This window comes from Klebsiella sp. BDA134-6 (assembly GCF_015601345.1).
GTDB lineage: Bacteria > Pseudomonadota > Gammaproteobacteria > Enterobacterales > Enterobacteriaceae > Klebsiella > Klebsiella grimontii.
Genome location: NZ_CP064784.1, coordinates 2,866,507 through 2,885,336, shown reverse-complemented (window position 1 = coordinate 2,885,336; position 18,830 = coordinate 2,866,507). Strand labels below are relative to the sequence as shown.

The window sequence follows — 18,830 nt, the reverse complement described above, 5'->3', positions numbered from 1 at the left end:
CCCCTTATTCAGAACAGGATTTGCCAGATAGCTAACAGCAGCACCAGCAGACCCATCAGGAAAAATATCAGCGCGATGATAGTGTCCGGAGAACGATTCATCTCTGCGCCTCCTTATTATCAGAACCACTGACCAAAACGTTTGATATAGAAACGTTTCATGCCCTGCGCGACCACGCAGTAGCTGAGCAGCGTCGCGACCAGCCATGGGAAGTAGCTCAGCGGCAGCGGCTCCAGCCCGACCATCGCTCCCAGCGGGGAGAACGGAATGTAGATGCCCATCGCCATAATCACTGCGGTGGTGAGCAGTACCGGCAGCGTCGCGCTGCTCTGGATAAACGGAATTTTCTGCGTTCTCAGCATATGTACGACCAGCGTTTGCGACAGCAGCCCTTCAATAAACCAGCCGGACTGAAACAGCGCCTGGGCTTCGACGTTGTTCGCCGCGAACACGTACCACATCAGCGCGAAGGTGGTGATATCAAAAATGGACGACGTCGGGCCAATCCACAGCATAAAGCGGCCGATGTTTTTTGCATCCCACTTGCGCGGCTTGCGCAGGAATTCCTTATCCATCTTGTCCCAGGGCAGCGAGAGCTGGGAGAGATCGTACATCAGGTTCTGGATCAGCAGATGAATCGCCAGCATCGGCAAGAACGGAATAAACGCGCTGGCCACCAGTACTGAGAAGACATTACCGAAGTTAGAGCTGGCGGTCATATTCAGGTACTTAATGATATTGCCGAAGGTCTCACGTCCTTTGATCACCCCTTCTTCCAGCACCATCAAATCCTTTTCCAGCAGGATAATATCGGATGCCTCTTTGGCGATATCCGCCGCGCTGTCGACCGAAATACCGACGTCCGCGTCGCGCAGCGCTGGCGCATCGTTGATGCCATCGCCGAGGAAGCCGACGGTGTGGCCGTTTTTCTGCAGCGTTTTCAGGATCCGCGACTTCTGCAACGGCGTCAGTTTGGCGAACACCGCGCGCGTTTCCACTTCGCGCTCCAGTTCGTTATCCGTCATCGTCTCAATCTGCGGCCCGGTCAGGATACCGTGGGCATCGATACCTACTTCCAGGCAAATCCGCGCCGTGACGACCGGGTTATCGCCGGTCAACACTTTGACCGCCACGCCGTTGTCGCGTAGCGCGGTAATCGCTTTTCCCGCGCTCTCTTTCGGCGGGTCGAGGAAGGTCAGCATTCCTTCTACCGTCAGCCCCTGCTCATCGTTGGCGCACAGCGGGGCTGTCAGGGCGGAATCATCCAGCTTGCGGGTCGCAACCAGCAGCACGCGGAAGCCCTGGGCGTTGTAGTCCTGCGTTTTGGCTAACAGCAGATCGCGGCGGGTTTCATCCAGCGCAACCACGCGGTCGCCTTCGCGCAGATGCGTGGCCACCATCAGCATCTCTTCGACCGCGCCTTTGCAGATCAGGCTTTTATCACCGTGGCGAACATCTTCCACCGACACCGACACCCGACGGCGGACAAAATCAAACGGCAGTTCATCAAGCTTCACGAAGCGCTCTTTGGTCGCCGGCGCAATCCGCCCCTCACCAAAGCGCAGCACCGCCCGATCCATCAGGTTGCGCGCCCCGCTCTGGCTGCTGCTGTTGAGCCACGCCAGCGTCAGCACCCGGTCGCTCTCGCTGCCGCTGACGTCAAGATGATGCTCAAGAATGATATTGTCCTGAGTCAACGTGCCGGTTTTATCGGTGCACAGCACGTCCATGGCGCCGAAGTTCTGAATCGCGTTCAGACGCTTGACGATCACTTTACGCCGCGACATGGCGATAGCGCCTTTCGCCAGGTTGGAGCTGACGATCATCGGCAGCATCTCCGGCGTCAGGCCCACGGCGACCGCGAGAGCAAACAGCGATGCCTCAACCCAGTCGCCTTTGCTGAAGCCGTTAATCAGCAGAACAATCGGCACCATCACCAGCATAAAGCGGATCAGCAGCCAGCTGACGCTGTTTACCCCGCGATCGAACGCCGTCTGGGTGCGCGTACCGACAATAGACTTCGCCAGCGAACCAAACCAGGTGCGGTTTCCGGTGGCCACCACCACCGCCTGCGCCCTGCCGCTGGTCACGTTGGTGCCCATCAGACAGATATTGCCCATCTCCAGCAGACTTTTATCTTTATTCGGCTCGGGAAGCCTGTCGCACCCTTTGCCGGACACGCTGGCCAGAACATCATACTTTTCAACCGGCAGCGATTCACCGCTGAGTATCGACTGGCTGACGAACAGGTCCCGGGACTCCAGCAGACGAACATCTGCCGGAACCAGATCCCCCGCCGCCAGGAAAATGATGTCACCGGGCACCAGTTCCTCAATGGCAATCTCCTCCTGCACCGGCCCCATGTTACCAGGACCGCGACGCAGCACCGTCGCCGTGGTGCGGACCATCGATTTCAGCGCCTGTGCCGCTTTGTTGGTACGAAACTCCTGCCAGAAACGCAATAACCCGCTCAGGCTAACCATCGTGACGATAATAATGATCCCGGTCAGATCGGTCTCTTCGCCGTTACGCAGCGGTAGCCAGTAATCGGTCACGAAGCTGACGGCGGCCAGCGCCATCAGGACATAGATAAACGGGTTATTGAATGCCTGCAAAAGCTGGATTAGCGCTGGCGGCGCCTGCTCGTGCGCGACTTCATTGCGGCCATATTCATCCAGTCGTTCAAGGGCATCTTCGGTGGTGAGACCCTGACGGCTGCTGTTGAGCCGCGCCAGCGTATGATCCGGGCTGTTAAATGCCTCGGTTTCAATGGCGAAGCTTTTTTTATGCTGCTTATCATTTTCTGACGCAGACCGGTTTATTTTCCGGTTTTCTATTTTCATGTCAGTCATGATTAATCCTCAAATTTAAGACGTCGTTATCCCTGCATAATTAACTTATGCATAATTCATTTTTACGTTATTAAACGCTTATTACTTTATATGCCTGGGAATATCCATCATTCCCTCCTTAGACAAATCATTGCCACAGTAGAATATCAGGGAGGCTAACTCCCTTCGACGCACCAGCGCACTGACGTAATGTTTTCGTCACCGCCAATTCTTGCCATAATAAGATCTCGTACTTTGCGGTGGTCGGTATTACCGACCAGTTCGATACGAATTTCTTTATGTCCTTGTTCTTTTGCTGCTATCGACACCAGCCCCTGCAAGCTGAGCGTCATCTCTTTACTGATATTAAGCAATAGCTGACGAATCGCGTTTTCGTGTTCGCTATGACAAATAATATTCAGGACGTAGCATTTCTCTTCTTCTGTCGCACCGGGGATCTGATTAATTCTCTGCGCCGCTTCGCGCAGTAGAATATTAGCGCAGAGGATGATCAGCGTTGCCGCCGCCGCTTGCCAGAACTGGCCTAAGCCACACAGTACGCCAATTGCCGCAGAGCACCACAGCGTTGCCGCGGTATTCAGGCCGCGCACGTTCATGCCTTCCCGCATGATGACGCCGGCGCCGAGAAAACCAATTCCGGAAACCACCTGCGCGGCAATACGCCCCGGGCTATCCGGCGATGTGGAGATAGAGCTCAGAATAAAAACCGCCGCGCCGGTGGCGACCAGCGCATTAGTGCGCAGGCCAGCCATTCGCTGCCGCCACTGTCTTTCGGCGCCAATCAGCGCGCCCAACAGCATTGCCGCGAGTAAATTTGCGATATAAGGAAACATCAACATAGCTTCCTCCATTTTTGCTGGAAGAATTAACTACGTGCTTTATTAAGCACACGACAAATTGTCGCCAGATAGGCGATTAGCGTCGCGTTGACGGTGGAGGGAATAATGTGTTTTTAAACATGAACATGACGATTATCCTCGCAGCCATGCTGCGTTATTCTTTATGGGATGCAATCGTCTGAATGATGAGGAGATTGCTGCCCGCCGGTTGGCAAGCAGCGCAGAAAAAATAGCGTCAGCTTGCCTTGATGTTTAAGTAAGGGTGACTGTCCAACATATTTCTCCTGTGTGAATTTGTGCTCATTATAGTCATTCAATTATTTGAGTAAAGTTAAAATCTCGCTTTAGTGACGATTTGTTTAGAATGACCTTAATGCGCCAGGCCTGCCCACCGGGATTAACCCCGGCGCGAACCGGGGTTAATTCACTAATCGAAGACGCCATTAATTATCGACGTCACGATCGCCGTACTCAGCGCGATCAGCACTAAATCCTGGCCCACCACGCGCCATTCATAGCCTGGATAGTAAGGCAGTTCGTTGAGCATTGATGCCGGAACCGCTTTTTTCGCAATCCCCGGAGGTAAGGGTTTACCACGCGCCAGATTTTTGGCGATTCCCGGCGGCAGGGACTGATAGCCGGTTAAACCGTAGTTTACCGCCAGCGAACGTGCTCTGGAGAAGCTGATATCGGCGGAGACATGATCGGGTTTGCCGTAATTTTTTCTCTGCCCCGGATTTCCTTCTTTATGGCCCTGGTTGCCCTTATCAACGTTATTTTTACCGCTATTGCCCTTGTTACCGCTATTGCCATGGTTACCGCTATTCCCACCACTGTTGCCATGGTTACCGCTATTTCCACCGCCGTTACCGCCGCCATTCCCGTTACCGGGATTAGCGAAGACCGGCGTAGCCATCATTGACAGCGAAAGCGCCGCCGCCAGCGCTGCTTGTAAAATTTTCTTGCTAGACATGATTATTTTCCTGAGTGGAAGTACTCGCTTTGAATGTAGGTGAATAACCGCGACGTAACAATCTCTCTTTATCTTAAATTTAACCCAAGTCAAAACCTTGCGGCATAGTGGTGAATTCCTTCATCCCGTGGGCGGATGCAGCGCGAAAACCAGCATACTTTCTCATCAGAATCCCATTTCCGAGATTTTATTCTGCAAATATTCCCCCCTCGGTGCGAATAAAAATTTAAAACCATTAACAATCAAATAACATTAGCAGGCAAACATTTTATCTGAGGAAAATAATAATATGTCTACCACCCAGGTTCTGGGCGACGCCGCGTTCGCCTCCCCAGGACATCCCCACTCCAGCCTGACCGCTCGCATCGATGCGCTGCCCGCCTCCGTTGGCCTGTGGTCTTTTATCACCCTCCTGGCGCTGGGCGGCTTCTTCGAGCTGTACGATCTTTTTCAGACCGGCTATATCAGCACCGGGCTGCTGGCAGAGAATATTTTCCATACCGGTGAGCAGGGTATCTTCGGTATCTCCGACCAGGCCGCCTTCGCATCGTCCACTTTTATGGGGCTGTTTATTGGCGCCAGCCTGCTTGCGCCACTGGCGGATAAACTGGGCCGCCGCCTGACGTTTATGTTTGCCCTCGCCTGGTACGGCGTATTTTCGCTGATGATGGCCCTGCAAAGCAGCGCCGAAGGGGTTATCTTCTGCCGCTTTCTGGTCGGCGTCGGTCTCGGCATTGAGCTGGTGACCATCGACACCTATTTAAGCGAATGGGTGCCGACGCATCTGCGCAATAAAGCTTTCGCTTTCGCCTTCTTTATTCAGTTTTTATCGGTTCCTGCCGTGGCGCTGATGTCGTGGCTGCTGGTGCCGATTACCCTTTTCGGCCTGACCGGCTGGCGCTGGGTGATTATTTTCGGCGCGCTCTGCTCACTGGTCATCTGGGTTATCCGTAAGAAGCTGCCGGAGTCGGCGCGCTGGCTGGAGGAAAAAGGTCGTCACGAGGAAGCCCATAAGGTGATGTGCGAAATGGAACAGCGCTGCGGCGTTTCTCCCTCGCCGCGCCACCGGATTGAGAAGCAAGACAACCAGCGCAGGCTGGGAAGCTTTAAAGCGATCTGGGCGCCGCAGTACCGCAAACGCACGATCATGCTGATGGTGATGAACTTCTTCCAGGCCATTGGCTTCTTTGGCTTCGGCAACTGGCTGCCCGCCCTGCTTTCCGGTCAGGGGGCGAGCATCACCCACAGCCTGCTGTACGCGTTCTTTATTACCCTCGCCTATCCTATTGGCTGTCTGTTCTGCACCCGCTTCGTCCATCGTTTTGAAAATAAATGGCAAATTGTGCTTTCCGCGCTGATGACGGTGGTGTTTGGGACCCTGTTTGCCCTGCAGAACAGCCCGGTACTGCTGGTGATTTGCGGGTTTATGATCACCTGGTCAAACGCCTGGCTAACCATTAGCTATCACGCCTACCAGGCCGAAGTTTTCCCAACCCACATCCGCGCGCGGGCGGTCGGCTTCTGCTACTCCTTTAGCCGACTGTCGACGGCGATCACCAGCATTTTGATCGGCATTATTTTGCAATACGCCGGTACCCCGGGGGTGATTAGCTTTATCGTCGCCAGCATGCTGATGGTGATGCTGTCGGTGGGCATCTTTGGTCCGAAGACTCGCGGGATCAGCCTGGAGAATATTTAACGCTAGCCGCCGCCGGGTTAGCCGGCGGCGCGCGTGGCTAATCTTTTCTCCTGATTCCGCAGCAGCCACGGCAGCGGCAATGCGCTCAGGGCGCAGAGCAGCAATATTCCCTGCATTGCCCGCTCGCCGTTGCCGTCAACCGAGAGCAACCACGACGAAAGCAGAAAGGCCGCCGCCGTACTTAATGACATTAAGGTATTCTGTAAAAGCGTAAACCCGGCCCTGGCGCTATCCGCGGGAAAACGCATTGCCACAGCCGATGAGGCCACCAGGCGACAGTAGGCGGCGGCCAGAAACAGTACCATAAACAGTGCGCCGCCGTGGTTGAAGATAAAAGCGAAGCTCAGGCTCAGTATAAACAGCAGACTGGTCAGCAGGCTGATGCAGTAGCCGCTGTAATGCTGGCATAGTTTGCCGGTGAGTTTAGTGGCGCCCAGCCCTGCCACTCCTCCGCCGAAAAAGAGCCACGGCAATTCGCCGCCGCTGGCCCCCATTTTCACCGTCAGTAACGGTACCAGCAGCGGAATGATTAACATCGGGCTGAACTGCGCTAGTGCGTTGCCGGAGGCGTAAAACAGCACCGATGACGACCAGCGCAAACCCGCCTGACGACTCGCCTCGATGGGTTGCTCCGGCAGCACGAGTTTTATCAGCGGTAACGTGATTAAGCAGAGTCCGCCGATCGTCGCGGGGGCTATCTGCCAGCCGATTTGTTCACTGAGAAATAGCATCATCGGCATGCCGACAATGCTGACCAGTGAGAATGCGGCAATCGTTGAGGCCAATGCCCGAGGGCGCAGCTGCGGCGGCATAATGTTGACCAGCAGACTGCTGGCCACGCCCATCGTGGTCCCGCCGACCAGGCCGGCAAGAAAATGCCAGAATAACAATACGTCAAAACGGGTGGTGGTCAGCGTCATCATCGTTAGTCCCCCCAACAGAGCCATGTTGCAGAGCAAAAAGCGCCGAGGTTTAACGTTACCGACCCATCGCCAGACGCTTACTCCGGCAACAACGGAAGCCAGCGTATAAACGCCGGTGACGTAACCCGCCTGGCTTACCGGCACCTGAAACGTTGGCGCCATCCAGGTAAATAAGGGATTAAAAATCATATATTCGAGGGCGTTGATGAATTGAACAAAGGCCATGATCAACGTTATTCGTACCAGATATCCGGGCATGTAAGACTCCTGACAATGTAATGCGCAGAGTCTAGCTGCTGGTAAATCCGCGCATAAGACGGTAAAAGTGGCGTTGTTAATTATCAAAATCGGGATAATCGAGAGTGAAAAAAGTGGATCTCAACGCCCTGCGGGTGTTCGTCACCGTGGCGGAAACTGGCTCATTCAGCGCCGGAGCAAAAGCGCTGCAGATGCCCTCATCGAACGTAAGCCGACAGATTTCACAGCTTGAGGAGAGCCTTCAGCTACGCCTGATACAACGCAGTACCCGGCACATGAAGCTGACCCCTGCCGGTCATACGCTGCTCGCCAGTATGCGGCCGGTGCTGGAGCAACTTGCCGCTACGGAAGCCGAGCTGACTCAGCAGCAGGCCGAACCCGAAGGGCCGCTGCGCCTGTGCCTGCCAAACGAGATTGGCCCTTCGCTGTTTGCGCCGCTAATGGCGCAATTTGCCCTGCGCTACCCAAAAATAACCGTGAGCTGTACCACCAATCTGGCGGGAACGGAGGTGTTAAAAGAGGATGTGGATATTGCGGTGATCATTACCCGCGGCAAAATGGAAGACGCCAGCGTCATTGCGCGCCCGCTCTTTTCGTTTCCCTGCTGCGTGGTCGCTTCTCCGCAGCTGATTGCCAGAACGGGAATGCCGACAAACAGCGAGCAATTAACCACGCTGCCCTGTATTACCACCGTTAGCGCTCTGGCGGGGCAAGCCTGGCAGTTCGCCGCGGCGGACGGTAGCTTCAAAAAGGTTAGCGTCAACGGCCACTATCGCGTCAACAGCGGCGAAATGGCCCTGCACGCCGCGCTTGCCGGCGTCGGCTTTGCGATTCTGGGGGAGAAACCCTGCCGCCCGTTTATCGAACGCGGTGAACTCCAGGAAGTCACGCTGGAGCTGCCGCCGGCGCCGTTACAGCTCTCCGCCCTTTATCGGGAGCGCCACTTTATGCCCGCCAGAACGCGCGTCTGGCTTGAATTTATCCAGTCGCAGATGGCCGGCGTTCGCTAAAAATTACCTGCGCATCGGCGAAGCATTTTTCCGCCAGCGACGACACCGGCTCTTTGTTGCGCATGATCAGCGCCAGCATCGAGTCGACCTCCGTCTCGGCGATCGGCCTGATTTCCAGATTATCACTTAGCGCTTCGAGGCCGTTGTTCAGCGGCATAATCGCGCAGCAGATCCCGGCCTGCACCGCCTGGATAATCTGAAACGTGGAGTCGCTTTCGAAAACGTATTTTGGCGCCAGCCCCTTGGCCTTAAAGCTCATCTCAATCGATTCGCGGTAGTACATGCCCTTGGTCAAAAAGCCCAGCGGCAGCGCGGCCAGCGTCTCCCAACCGGGGATGGCGTCAGCAAACTGGAAATGGCGCTTATCGTGCAGCAAACCCATCCGGGTGTTCGGCAGCCACACCACGTTGAACAGCTGGCTATCAACGTGATGCAGATAGCAGATCCCCAGATCCAGCTGGTTGCGGCTGACGCCGTCGATAATCTGTTCCGAGGTCATGGACAGCAGACTGAACTGCAGCTCCGGGTATTTATCCGCCAGCGGTTTGATCAGCTGCATCGGATTCAGGCTGGCTAAGGGCACCATTCCCACTCTGAGCTGGCCGACCATCTGCCCGCGGCAGATAGCCGCCTCCGCCTCCAGCCCGTCGTGCGCCGCCAGCAGCGCCCGCGCCCAGGCCAGAATACGCTCGCCCTCAGGGGTAAAACCTTCAAACCGCTGCCCGCGCTGAATCAGAGTCAGATTAAGTTCTTCTTCAAGATTGCGGATCCGCATTGATAGCGTAGGCTGGGTGATATGACAGGCTGCCGCGGCCTGGCCGAAATGTCGTGTTCTGTCGAGCGCAATCAGGTACTTAAGTTGTTTGATATCCATTAATGATCCACTGTTGCGCAATCTGCTGCCAGCGCAGCAGGCAAAATGTTAGCTAAATGTTATGTTCTACGTTGATGAAATTCAAGCGCCGGTCGACCGTTGCTCGTCCCGCGCGCCTGAGGCTACACTCATGCTATGCCCCGGCAGGAGAAACCGTTGAAAACTCGCCTTCATCACGTTCAGCAGCACCGGATAGCCATGCCGGGACTGGAAGCCATATCGTTAGTTACGGACCAGAGCTTTCCGCGCCATTCCCACGATCGGTTCGGCATCGGGATTTTCACTCAGGGCGCGCAGCGTTCCTGGAGCCATCTGGGCAAAGTTGAGGCCGCCGCCGGAAATATCATTATGGTTAATCCGGGCGAAATACACGATGGTATTCCGCTGGAGGGCCCACGCAGCTGGCGTATGGTCTATCTCGATCCTGAGCGCGTTGTCGACGAACTGCAGGGAGAGATGAAGGCAGAAGAGATCCTCCTGCGTCCGGTCGTCGACGACCCGCAGCTGCGCGGGCAAATGCAGCGGCTGTTTCACGAGATCGTCGCCAGCGCGCCCGACGATACCGCCGTGGAAGAGGCGCTGCTGCTCTGCCTGATGCAGGTGAGCCAATTTCATCTTTGCGCCAGGCGACCCGGCAAAATCGGCACTCCCGCCATTGCGCTGGCCAGGCAATATCTCGACGACGCCCCCGAAGAAAAAATCTCTCTCGACGCGCTGGCTACCCTCTGCGGTCTCAGCCGCTTTCAGCTGATCCGCGGCTTCGCTCGAGAAACCGGCATCACGCCGCACGCCTACCTGGTACAGGCACGCGTACGCCTGGCTCGCCGTCTGCTGGCGGAAGGCTACTCCCCCGCCGATACCGCATTGATGGCCGGTTTTGCCGATCAGAGCCACCTCACCCGCGCGTTTCAAAAACAGTTTGCCGTCACGCCAGGCAGCTATCAGGCGATCGTTCAGGCGAGCCGCTAGCTGACGTTGTGCAATTTTGTTCAATACCGGCGCGCGGCTTTACGAAATACTCAGAGCCTCGATTCACCACATCAGGAATAACATCATGGCGCTCATCAGCCCTGAGTTTCTTTTGACTTCGTTTATTGTGGTTATCGCTCCCGGCACCGGGACGCTGTACACCATAGCCACCGGTCTGGCGGCGGGCAGACGAATGAGTTTTGCCGCAGCCTTCGGCTGCACGCTGGGTATTATTCCGCATATACTGGCGGCGATAACCGGGCTGGCGGCCATCCTCCACAGCACGCCTGGCGCATTCGAACTGGTGAAGTACGCCGGCGTCGCCTGGCTGCTGTACCTCGCCTGGGCTACGCTGACCCAGCGCGGCAGCTTGAGCGTGGAAGGCGTCGGGCAACGCAACCCCCGGCAGGTCATCAGCCACGCCATTCTGATCAATTTGCTTAACCCCAAACTGCCGCTCTTCTTTCTCGCCTTTCTGCCGCAGTTTATCCAGCCCGGATCGGCTTCGCCGATCCGGGAAATGCTGATCCTGAGCGCCATGTTTATGCTGATGACGCTGCTGGTTTTTATGTTCTATGGCGCCTTTGCGGCGGCAATGCGTGGATACGTGCTGACTCGCCCCAGGGTTTTACAAGGGCTGAGAGCCTGCTTTGCCGCCGGTTTTGTCGGGCTGGGGATAAAGCTGATTCTGGCGCAGAGGTAGCGATTTTGCCCACGACGCGACGATCGTCGCAGGCAAACAGCCCTTTAGCGAAGCCCCGCCAGCGCGCGGATCTCTTTCGAGCGCAGGGTTAAACGGACGGGCGCCGATTTATACGACGGCGTGCCGCTCTCTTTATCGAGATAATCCAGAGGGACCAGCACGTTCGCTTCGGGGTAATAGGCCGCAACGGTGCCCGGCGCGATGCTGTAGGCGACCAGCGTGATATCTTCCAGCCGCTGATGGTGGCCCGGTAGCGCGGAGCTGATATCCACCCGATCGCCGTGCTCGAATCCCTGCTCCGCCATGTCCTGCTCGTTCATAAACAGCACGTCGCGACGGCCAAACACACCGCGGTAGCGATCGTCCATGGCATAAATGGTGGTGTTGTACTGATCGTGGCTGCGCAACGTCACCAGCCGCATCACATCGTTACCCTCCACCTGCAGATTTTCGCGCACGCCGTGGAAAACCGAGAACATCGCTTTTCCGGTCGGCGTCGGCCAGATACGCTCCGTCGGCGGCAGCGGCATACGAAAACCGCCGGGATGGCGAATACGTTGATTGTACTGGTCAAAGCCGGGAACGGTCTGTTCAATCAGATCGCGGATACGATCGTAGTCGGCAACCAACCACTGCCAGTCGATTTTGCTCTCCGGCAGCGTCGCCGTCGCCATTGCGGCGACAATCGCCGGTTCCGAGCGCAGTTCAGGCGAGCCGGGCTTCAGCTTGCCCGATGACGCGTGCACCATCGACATGGAATCTTCGACGGTGATCGACTGGCGTCCGGTCTCCTGAATATCGAGTTCGGTTCGCCCAAGGCACGGCAGGATAAAAGTCTCTTTTGCCACCAGAAGATGCGAGCGGTTTAGCTTAGTGCCAATATGGACGCTCAGATCCAGCCCCCGCATCGCCGGAAAAGCCCGTTCGCTATCCGGCATGGCCACCGCGAAGTTACCGCCAAGGCAGATCAGCGCTTTCGATTCACCGTCAATCATCGCCTGCAGCGCTTTTACCGCATCATGGCCGTGCTCCTGCGGCGGCGTAAAACCACACACCCGCTGTAGGTTGGCGAGAAACTGGGCGCTCGGTTTTTCGGTGATACCGACGGTACGGTTGCCCTGGACGTTGGAGTGGCCGCGCAGCGGGCAGATCCCGGCCCCCGGTTTGCCAATATTCCCGCGCATCAGCAGCAGGTCGGCTATCAGGCGTACGTTGGAAGTGCCCTTGTTATGCTGGGTGATGCCCATGCCGTAAGTGATAATCGTGGCGTTAGATTTAGCGTAAGCCGCCGCCACCCGTTCAAGATCGCCGCGCGTCAGGCCAGACTCGCGTTCGATATCCAGCCACGGCGTCGCGTCGACATCCCTCGCAAAGTCGGCAAAGCCCAGCGTGTGCTCATCGATAAAGGCCCGATCCAGCGCCTCGCCCTGCTCCTCCTCAAGCCTTAACAGCGCCTTCGCGATACCCTTAAGCGCCGCCGCGTCGCCGCCCGCTTTGACCTGGAAGTAGGCCGATGCAATGTTGGTTGAGCTGTAGGTCGCCATCTCAATGACGTTCTGCGGATCGGCGAATCGCTCCAGCGCCCGCTCTTTTAGCGGGTTGAAGACGATAATCGGCACGCCCCGGCGCGCCAGTTCGTGCAGCGTACCCATCATGCGCGGATGGTTGGTGCCGGGATTGTGGCCGATAGAGATAACCAGCTCGGTTTTGTCAAAGTCATCAAGCGAGACGGTCCCTTTACCGATGCCGATCGACTGCGGCAGGCCGACGCTGGTCGACTCGTGGCACATATTGGAGCAGTCGGGAAAGTTATTGGTACCGTATTCGCGGGCAAACAGCTGGAACAGCCATGCCACTTCATTAGAGGCGCGCCCTGAGGTGTAGAACTCCACTTCATTGGGCTGCAGGGTGCGAAGAACTTCGCCGATGCGGGCAAACGCCGCTTCCCATGACACCGGACGCAGGGTATCGCTGGCCTTATCGTAAGCCAGAGGCTGGGTTAAACGCCCGTAGCCTTCCAGCTCGAAATCGCTCCTGGCCAGCAGCGACGTGACGCTGTTCGCCGCCAGAAACTCTTCGGTGACCCGCTTGCTGGTGGCCTCCCAGGTCACCGCTTTGGCGCCGTTTTCGCAGAACTGAAACGTGGATTTATGCTCCTTATCGGGCCAGGCGCAACCGGGGCAATCAAAGCCATCCGGCTGATTGGTTCGCAGTAGCGTCGCGGGGGCATCGAGCGCATCCATTTGCGTCCGAACGGCGATGGCGGTGGCTTTTAAGGCACCCCAGCCTCCCGCCGGGCCATCATAGGGATGGACGCCGGGAACGACGCGTCTTTTATTACTCATGTTCACTCCTGATGCGCTTTCGGCGGCGGATAGCAGGTGAAACGCCGCATGATTCTTATCACCCGCTACCAGCTAGCGTAACGGGCATTTTGTTAACGAAAGCATAACAATCAGGGCCAGGACTGTATAATCAATGTTATCTATCACGCGTTAGATTTAACTTATTTAACGAATAATAAACATACAAATTAGGTCAGATTGTAGTAGCGATCCGGCTCAAGTTGCGCCGGCAAAGGATGCTGCCCGGTCATATCCAGCAGGTTGCGCTCAATGGTGTTGCACATTGCGTTCAGCGGCAAATCATTGGCCGCGGTACCAAACGGATCCTCCAGCTCTTCCGCCAGCGAATCCCATGACAGAAAGGTGTAGGAGATAAAGACCGACACGAACGGCGTCATATAGTGCAGATCGCCGACGAGGGCAAACGGCAGCAGCGTACAGAACAGGTAAACCGTACGCTGCAAAATAAGTGTGTAAGCAAAGGGTACCGGCGTGCTGGCGAGGCGCTCACAGCCGCCCAGCGCATGACCGAGCTCATCAAGCTTATTGTCCATCAGGCTGAAGGTCATATCGCTGAGTTTCCCCTCCGCGCGAAGACGCCCCAGCTCATTCCCCGCCAGCAGCAGAATACGGTTGGTGGGCATCGAGCTGGCGAGAATATCCGCCACGTCTGGCGGCGGCAGCAAACGTGCTAAATCGGCGCTCGGGTCCGTCTTGCGCAACTGATGCTTCAGGCTCCAGCTAAACGCGACCAGGTAGCTCACCAACCGCTGATGGGATACGCTTTCCATTGGCAGGATATTCTTCAACTGGCGCACCAGCGTTCTCTGCGCAATCAGGACCGTTCCCCACAGATTACGCGCTTCAACAAAGCGGTTGTATCCGGCGCTATTACGAAAGCCGAGAAAAATGGCAATGGCAATCCCCAGCAGGCTAAACGGCGCGACGGTAAGATGGATCCCCAACTGCTCGTACCATTGATAGCTGATGATGGCGATAATCGACATCAGCAGATTAAGCAACAGGCGAAAGACGATTTTTGACAGCACCGAACCGTGCCAGTCAAACAGACGAAGAAACCAGTGTTGTTCTGGCCGGATAATCATTGTATTACTTCCTGAAATTTCGTACGGACAATAGATATTTTCTATTAGCCGATTGGTTTTTTATATTGATTAAAAACACGACAATGCGTCAACCTGCTATTAATCAGCGATGAAAGAATAGCCACTGAATTATGGTCCTTTTTTATTATCCAGGCAATATTGTCCGCAGAATAATAAAGCCCTTTAGGTTGCTGAGGAATAAACTAGGTACTCATTGCGGCTATTTCCGCGCGACAAGGGTCGATATGAATCATCATATGCAAAACGTTATGGCTATTTAATACCCGCGAGCGCGCCGTCAGCGCAATATCGTGTCCTTGGGCAACCGATAAGTTTCCCGGCACCTCAATGTGCACATCGACCAAAATGAAATCTCCGGCACGGCGGGTTTTAAGGTCATGCAGCGCCGCAACGCCAGGCGTCGACAGAATGGTGGCGGTTATCTGCTGCTCGGTATCACGGTCCACTGAGCGATCCATTAAGTCATGCAGAGCGTCAGATGAAAAGGTATAGCCCATGCGGGTGACCAGCGCGCCAACGACCAGCGCGGCAACCGGGTCAAGCCACGGAAAGCCGGCCAGATTGCCGACGATGCCCACTGCGACCACCACCGACGACGCGGCGTCAGAGCGGGCGTGCCACGCGTTGGCGATCAGCATTGAAGACTGGATCCGCGTCGCCGCCCTTAGCATATAGCGGAATAAAACCTCCTTGGCGACCAGCGCGGCGATCGCAACCCACAGCGCGGTTATATGCACATTCTGGATAGACTCCGGATGCCACAGTTTGCCGCAGGCGGACCACAGCATCCCCGCGCCAACCAGCAACAGCAGCGCGCCAATCGCCAGGGAAGCGCCGTTTTCATATCGCCAGTGCCCGTAGGGGTGATCGTCATCCGAAGGCTGGCGGCTTTTTTTATTCGCCAGCAGCACGACAAAATCGGCGACTAAATCGGAAAGCGAATGGATTCCATCGGCTATGAGTCCTTGCGATCCGCAGAACACACCCGCCAGCACCTGAGCGCTGGATAAAAATAGATTGACCACCACGCTGACCAGCGTCGTTTTGCGCGCAACCTGAGAACGCCGATCCTCGCCAGTCATCCCGCCCATATTCGCTTCTCCGTAAAAAAATAAATAACGTACGCGCTTTGGCTTAATTTTTCCTGAATAATTCGCCGTCGTTAAGAGAATATTTAATTATTTTTACGACTGCCAAATATATAAATGAGAATAGTTTGTTTTTAAAAAATATAGCCATGACAATAATAGCCATGGCTATATTTCCGGGTAAAACGCAGCCTGAGTAATTAAAATTGATTCATCCGACGCATAGCGCAGTGATAAGCGCCGTTGCGCACCGACGCGCGCAGTACGCGAGCGACGGCGTGCACCGTAATCCGCGCGCTGTGGCGCTGCGTTGCGCTCATCGGTAAATTGAGCATCTCCTGCGCCCACGGCGGCAGCAGATCAATCCCGGCGCACATCATCATTCGCCCAACCGGCTGGCTCAGGCGACCGGGCAGACGGGTCGACAGTAGTACGTCGGCCACTTCCTGCGTTCGCTCATCGCAGCGCAGCGCCGGGCGCATATCCTGCAGGTAGTCGGCAACCTGCCGTGGCGTCACCGGGATATCCCGAGCGCCAAGGCGGCGGGCAATTTCGGCGGCTTCCTGATAATACTGCTCCTGGCGGGCGGGGCTCACCACGGTACGTTTATAGCGCAGATGCGAAGCCATGAAGCTGCTGCATTCGGCGACGTGGACCCAGGTGAGCAGCGCCGGGTCACTGGCCTGATAGGGCGTGCCGTCTTTATCTTTGCCGCTGACCCGCAGGTGGATCCCCTGCACTTTTGCAATCAGCCGTTCGGCGTCGGCGGTGGTACCAAAGGTGGTGGCGGAAATAAACTGGCTGGTACGGCGCAGGCGGCCAAAGATATCTTCGCGAAAGTTTGAGTGATCCCAGACGCCCGCCAGCGCCAGAGGATGCAGCATCTGCAACAGCAGCGCGCTGACGCCGCCGCAGAGCATGGAGGTAAAATCGCCGTGAACCTGCCAGATGGCAGACTGCGGACCAAATAGCCCCGGTTCCCCTTTGGGATGCTCAAAATCGATCTCTTTAAGCGCTATCCCGGTTAAGCCCAGAACCTGAGCCTCAATGGTTTTACGTATGCCGATCATTACCCTACCTGCTCTTTTCCGTAGGCGGCAAAGATAGCATTAATTAACGCCAGGGGCATTTGCCAACAATGGCTTTTAAGGCAGGAGCGCCCGCCGATAGCGGGCGCCAGTGAGCTTATGGATTGAGCTGGTAGTCGAGGCTTATCTCCGCGTTCAGCACCTGCGACACCGGGCAACCGGCTTTGGCTTTTTGAATGATCCCGTCAAACGCATCGGCCTCGATGCCTGGCAGCACAATTTTACTCTGCAGCGCGATTTTGGTGATGGCAAAGCCGCCGCCGGATTTATCCAGCGTCACCACCGCCACGGTATCAATAGAGGTGGCGGTATAGCCCTCTTCGCTCAGCATCAGCGATAGCGCCATAGAGAAACAGGCGGCATGGGCGGCCCCGATCAGCTCTTCCGGGTTGGTACCCTTGACGCCTTCGAAACGGGTATTAAAACCATAAGGCTGCTGGTTCAGCGCGCCGCTCTCGGTCGAGACGGTTCCTTTACCGCTTTTCAGATCCCCTTCCCAATGCGCCTGACCTTTCTTATGGATTGCCATAATATCGCTCCTTTTTGACATTAAAGGGTTAAGTATAGAACCCCTTTACGCATTTGGGCGGCGCGCGGCGTTTTTCAGATCAATCCGTCGGGATATTTTTACTCATATTAACGCCGGTAACGCGGAAACCCGCGGCGTCATAGAGATGGCGCGCGCGTGGGTTATCCCCGGCGACGCGCAGCTTAATTTGGCTGATGCCCTGGCTTTTCAGCGCATGCTCAAAAGCCGCCATTGCTTGTTTACCCAACCCTTGTCCCTGCAATGCCGGATAAATATAAAAATCGCAGATAAAGGCGGAGCGCATTTCTTCATCCGGCTTGTACCAGAGATAGCCGACCCGCTTTTCTGCTCCGTCACCGTCATCGAATAAGCAGCATAAAACCTGGCCGCGGGTATTGACGCCGTCGGGCAGATCCGCGGCGATTTCGCGCTGCGCCTGGGCGAAAGCGGCCGCCGGCGAAAGCGCATAATTGGCCGAGATTTCCGCCGCATAGTCGGGGATAAAATAGTCGAGATAAGCGGGATACTCTTCATCACGCATGGGGCGAAGCACTATCATCAAATGTTTCCTTTTATATCGTGAGTTTGCGCCAGCAGCTGCTGAATCTCGCCGAGAAACAGCGGCAGCGCGCTCGGCTGGTAGTCCCTGGAGAGGTAAATCCCATACACGCTTAATGGTTTTGGCCGCCAGGCCGGCAACACCAGCTTCAGCGCCCCGCTGTTAAGCGCCCGCTGCGCCTCCAGCTCTGGCAGCATCGCGATGCCGCAGCCAGCTACCGCCGCTTCCATTAGCAGCGAAGAGATCCCGGCGCTAAGATTACCGGAAACCGCCACCGCCACGCTTTCGCCGCCAGGGTCGCTAAACTGCCACGTCTGGCTGGCAAAATGGCTGTAGTGCAGACAGTTGTGGCGGGCGAGATCTTCAGGCGTTTGCAGAGGGCCGTTCTGCTGCAGCCAGCGCGGAGACGCGCAGAGCACCGAACGGCATACGCCAAGGCGGCGGGCAATAGCCCCCGGTTCTGGGTTATCGGTGATCCGTATCGCCACGTCGATACGCTCGCCAATCAGGCTCACCGGGTGATTATTGATATCCAGCTCAAGGCGCAGCTGCGGATAGCGGGCGAGAAAATCGGGTAATAACGGAGAAATAAGCTGCATGGCGGTGAAGTGCGCGCAGGCGACGCGCAGCGTACCGCTGGGGATCGCGCGTTCGCTTTGCCCGGCGATCTCATCCGACAGCTGCGTCAGGGTGCGCGTTTTTTGCAGCACCTTTTCCCCCGCAGCCGTGAGCGTCAATTTGCGGGTTGAGCGATGGACCAGCCGGGTACCGGCCCACTGCTCCATCTGCTCCAGATAGCGGCTGACCATCGGGCGCGACATCCCCAGCGCGCGCGCGGCGGCGCTTAAACTCCCCAGTTCACAAATGCGCATATACACCTGCGCGGCGATGACCCTATCCATTCTTTGATTCCATCTGCACGTTTTATGAAACTCAGCATCTCTTTTTTCAGGAATTTTCGCAAATCAGGAAATCCGTACAATAGCGCTCATTC

17 protein-coding genes are annotated in these 18,830 nt (G+C 56.2%); 4 read left to right on the top strand and 13 right to left on the bottom strand.

Features of this window, described 5'->3' with window-relative positions; genetic code table 11:
• Positions 1–8: 8 nt before the first annotated feature.
• The 4 genes from mgtR to IYV58_RS13290 all read right to left on the bottom strand — a co-directional run bounded on the left by mgtR (position 9) and on the right by IYV58_RS13290 (position 4,664).
• Entirely contained in the window at positions 9–101 is a 93-nt protein-coding gene (mgtR, locus tag IYV58_RS13305; protein ID WP_004101989.1) for a protein MgtR, read from the bottom strand.
• A gap of 18 nt (positions 102–119) precedes the next feature.
• Positions 120–2,852: a magnesium-translocating P-type ATPase gene (mgtA, locus tag IYV58_RS13300; protein ID WP_142445727.1), complete on the bottom strand. Its 2,733-nt coding sequence runs from the start codon at positions 2,850–2,852 to the stop codon at positions 120–122.
• A gap of 155 nt (positions 2,853–3,007) precedes the next feature.
• A complete protein-coding gene (locus IYV58_RS13295) occupies positions 3,008–3,703 on the bottom strand; it encodes an MgtC family protein (protein WP_049112851.1) in 696 nt (231 codons plus the stop codon).
• Between the two features lie 415 nt (positions 3,704–4,118).
• Positions 4,119–4,664 carry an anti-virulence regulator CigR family protein gene (locus tag IYV58_RS13290; protein ID WP_004120550.1) on the bottom strand — a complete coding sequence of 182 codons (546 nt, stop codon included), beginning with the start codon at positions 4,662–4,664 and terminating at the stop codon, positions 4,119–4,121.
• Between the two features lie 289 nt (positions 4,665–4,953).
• On the opposite strand from IYV58_RS13290, the gene IYV58_RS13285 reads away from it, so the two are divergent.
• Positions 4,954–6,363 carry an MFS transporter gene (locus IYV58_RS13285; protein ID WP_049112853.1) on the top strand — a complete coding sequence of 470 codons (1,410 nt, stop codon included), beginning with the start codon at positions 4,954–4,956 and terminating at the stop codon, positions 6,361–6,363.
• Between the two features lie 17 nt (positions 6,364–6,380).
• Here the strand turns inward: IYV58_RS13285 and IYV58_RS13280 are convergent, their stop codons facing one another.
• Positions 6,381–7,544, bottom strand: a complete 1,164-nt coding sequence (locus IYV58_RS13280) for an MFS transporter (protein WP_195729675.1) — start codon at positions 7,542–7,544, stop codon at positions 6,381–6,383.
• A gap of 104 nt (positions 7,545–7,648) precedes the next feature.
• Here IYV58_RS13280 and IYV58_RS13275 point away from each other — a divergent pair, with 104 nt between their 5' ends.
• The gene (locus IYV58_RS13275; RefSeq protein WP_195729674.1) at positions 7,649–8,554 is read left to right on the top strand and encodes a LysR family transcriptional regulator; all 906 of its coding nucleotides are present in this window, start codon (positions 7,649–7,651) and stop codon (positions 8,552–8,554) included.
• On the opposite strand, the gene IYV58_RS13270 is transcribed toward IYV58_RS13275, so the two are convergent.
• Positions 8,523–9,428, bottom strand: coding sequence for a LysR family transcriptional regulator (locus IYV58_RS13270; RefSeq protein ID WP_004120559.1), 906 nt, complete (start codon positions 9,426–9,428; stop codon positions 8,523–8,525). The genes IYV58_RS13275 and IYV58_RS13270 overlap by 32 nt on opposite strands.
• 156 nt (positions 9,429–9,584) lie before the next feature.
• Here IYV58_RS13270 and IYV58_RS13265 point away from each other — a divergent pair, with 156 nt between their 5' ends.
• Positions 9,585–10,397, top strand: coding sequence for a helix-turn-helix transcriptional regulator (locus tag IYV58_RS13265; RefSeq protein WP_032741853.1), 813 nt, complete (start codon positions 9,585–9,587; stop codon positions 10,395–10,397).
• Positions 10,398–10,482: 85 nt separating this feature from the next.
• Positions 10,483–11,100, top strand: coding sequence for a LysE family translocator (locus IYV58_RS13260; RefSeq protein ID WP_004120564.1), 618 nt, complete (start codon positions 10,483–10,485; stop codon positions 11,098–11,100).
• Positions 11,101–11,144: 44 nt separating this feature from the next.
• On the opposite strand, the gene IYV58_RS13255 is transcribed toward IYV58_RS13260, so the two are convergent.
• The 7 genes from IYV58_RS13255 to IYV58_RS13225 form a co-directional block, all read right to left on the bottom strand.
• Positions 11,145–13,445: an FdhF/YdeP family oxidoreductase gene (locus IYV58_RS13255; protein ID WP_195729673.1), complete on the bottom strand. Its 2,301-nt coding sequence runs from the start codon at positions 13,443–13,445 to the stop codon at positions 11,145–11,147.
• 188 nt (positions 13,446–13,633) lie between these two features.
• Positions 13,634–14,551, bottom strand: coding sequence for a bestrophin family protein (locus IYV58_RS13250; protein WP_049113368.1), 918 nt, complete (start codon positions 14,549–14,551; stop codon positions 13,634–13,636).
• Between the two features lie 203 nt (positions 14,552–14,754).
• Positions 14,755–15,663, bottom strand: coding sequence for a cation diffusion facilitator family transporter (locus IYV58_RS13245; protein ID WP_004120573.1), 909 nt, complete (start codon positions 15,661–15,663; stop codon positions 14,755–14,757).
• Positions 15,664–15,860: 197 nt separating this feature from the next.
• Positions 15,861–16,730 (bottom strand): oxygenase MpaB family protein, encoded by an 870-nt coding sequence (locus IYV58_RS13240; protein WP_004120576.1) that lies wholly within the window; start codon positions 16,728–16,730, stop codon positions 15,861–15,863.
• Positions 16,731–16,845: 115 nt separating this feature from the next.
• Positions 16,846–17,277: an OsmC family protein gene (locus IYV58_RS13235; protein ID WP_004120579.1), complete on the bottom strand. Its 432-nt coding sequence runs from the start codon at positions 17,275–17,277 to the stop codon at positions 16,846–16,848.
• Positions 17,278–17,356: 79 nt separating this feature from the next.
• Positions 17,357–17,836: a GNAT family N-acetyltransferase gene (locus tag IYV58_RS13230; RefSeq protein WP_049113369.1), complete on the bottom strand. Its 480-nt coding sequence runs from the start codon at positions 17,834–17,836 to the stop codon at positions 17,357–17,359.
• Entirely contained in the window at positions 17,836–18,738 is a 903-nt protein-coding gene (locus IYV58_RS13225; RefSeq protein ID WP_142446522.1) for a LysR family transcriptional regulator, read from the bottom strand. The genes IYV58_RS13230 and IYV58_RS13225 overlap by 1 nt, the downstream gene beginning before the upstream one ends.
• Positions 18,739–18,830 lie beyond the last annotated feature (92 nt).

Excerpts from the sequence above, each read along its gene's own strand:
- IYV58_RS13295 (WP_049112851.1), bottom strand. The coding sequence starts at position 3,703 with ATGGAGGAAGCTATGTTGATGTTTCCTTATATCGCAAATTTACTCGCG.
- IYV58_RS13245 (WP_004120573.1), bottom strand. The coding sequence starts at position 15,663 with ATGGGCGGGATGACTGGCGAGGATCGGCGTTCTCAGGTTGCGCGCAAA.
- IYV58_RS13260 (WP_004120564.1), top strand. The coding sequence starts at position 10,483 with ATGGCGCTCATCAGCCCTGAGTTTCTTTTGACTTCGTTTATTGTGGTT.
- IYV58_RS13240 (WP_004120576.1), bottom strand. The coding sequence starts at position 16,730 with ATGATCGGCATACGTAAAACCATTGAGGCTCAGGTTCTGGGCTTAACC.
- IYV58_RS13250 (WP_049113368.1), bottom strand. The coding sequence starts at position 14,551 with ATGATTATCCGGCCAGAACAACACTGGTTTCTTCGTCTGTTTGACTGG.
- IYV58_RS13235 (WP_004120579.1), bottom strand. The coding sequence starts at position 17,277 with ATGGCAATCCATAAGAAAGGTCAGGCGCATTGGGAAGGGGATCTGAAA.
- IYV58_RS13225 (WP_142446522.1), bottom strand. The coding sequence starts at position 18,738 with ATGGATAGGGTCATCGCCGCGCAGGTGTATATGCGCATTTGTGAACTG.
- mgtR (WP_004101989.1), bottom strand. The coding sequence starts at position 101 with ATGAATCGTTCTCCGGACACTATCATCGCGCTGATATTTTTCCTGATG.
- IYV58_RS13270 (WP_004120559.1), bottom strand. The coding sequence starts at position 9,428 with ATGGATATCAAACAACTTAAGTACCTGATTGCGCTCGACAGAACACGA.
- IYV58_RS13290 (WP_004120550.1), bottom strand. The coding sequence starts at position 4,664 with ATGTCTAGCAAGAAAATTTTACAAGCAGCGCTGGCGGCGGCGCTTTCG.
- IYV58_RS13230 (WP_049113369.1), bottom strand. The coding sequence starts at position 17,836 with ATGATAGTGCTTCGCCCCATGCGTGATGAAGAGTATCCCGCTTATCTC.
- IYV58_RS13255 (WP_195729673.1), bottom strand. The coding sequence starts at position 13,445 with ATGAGTAATAAAAGACGCGTCGTTCCCGGCGTCCATCCCTATGATGGC.
- mgtA (WP_142445727.1), bottom strand. The coding sequence starts at position 2,852 with ATGACTGACATGAAAATAGAAAACCGGAAAATAAACCGGTCTGCGTCA.
- IYV58_RS13285 (WP_049112853.1), top strand. The coding sequence starts at position 4,954 with ATGTCTACCACCCAGGTTCTGGGCGACGCCGCGTTCGCCTCCCCAGGA.
- IYV58_RS13280 (WP_195729675.1), bottom strand. The coding sequence starts at position 7,544 with ATGCCCGGATATCTGGTACGAATAACGTTGATCATGGCCTTTGTTCAA.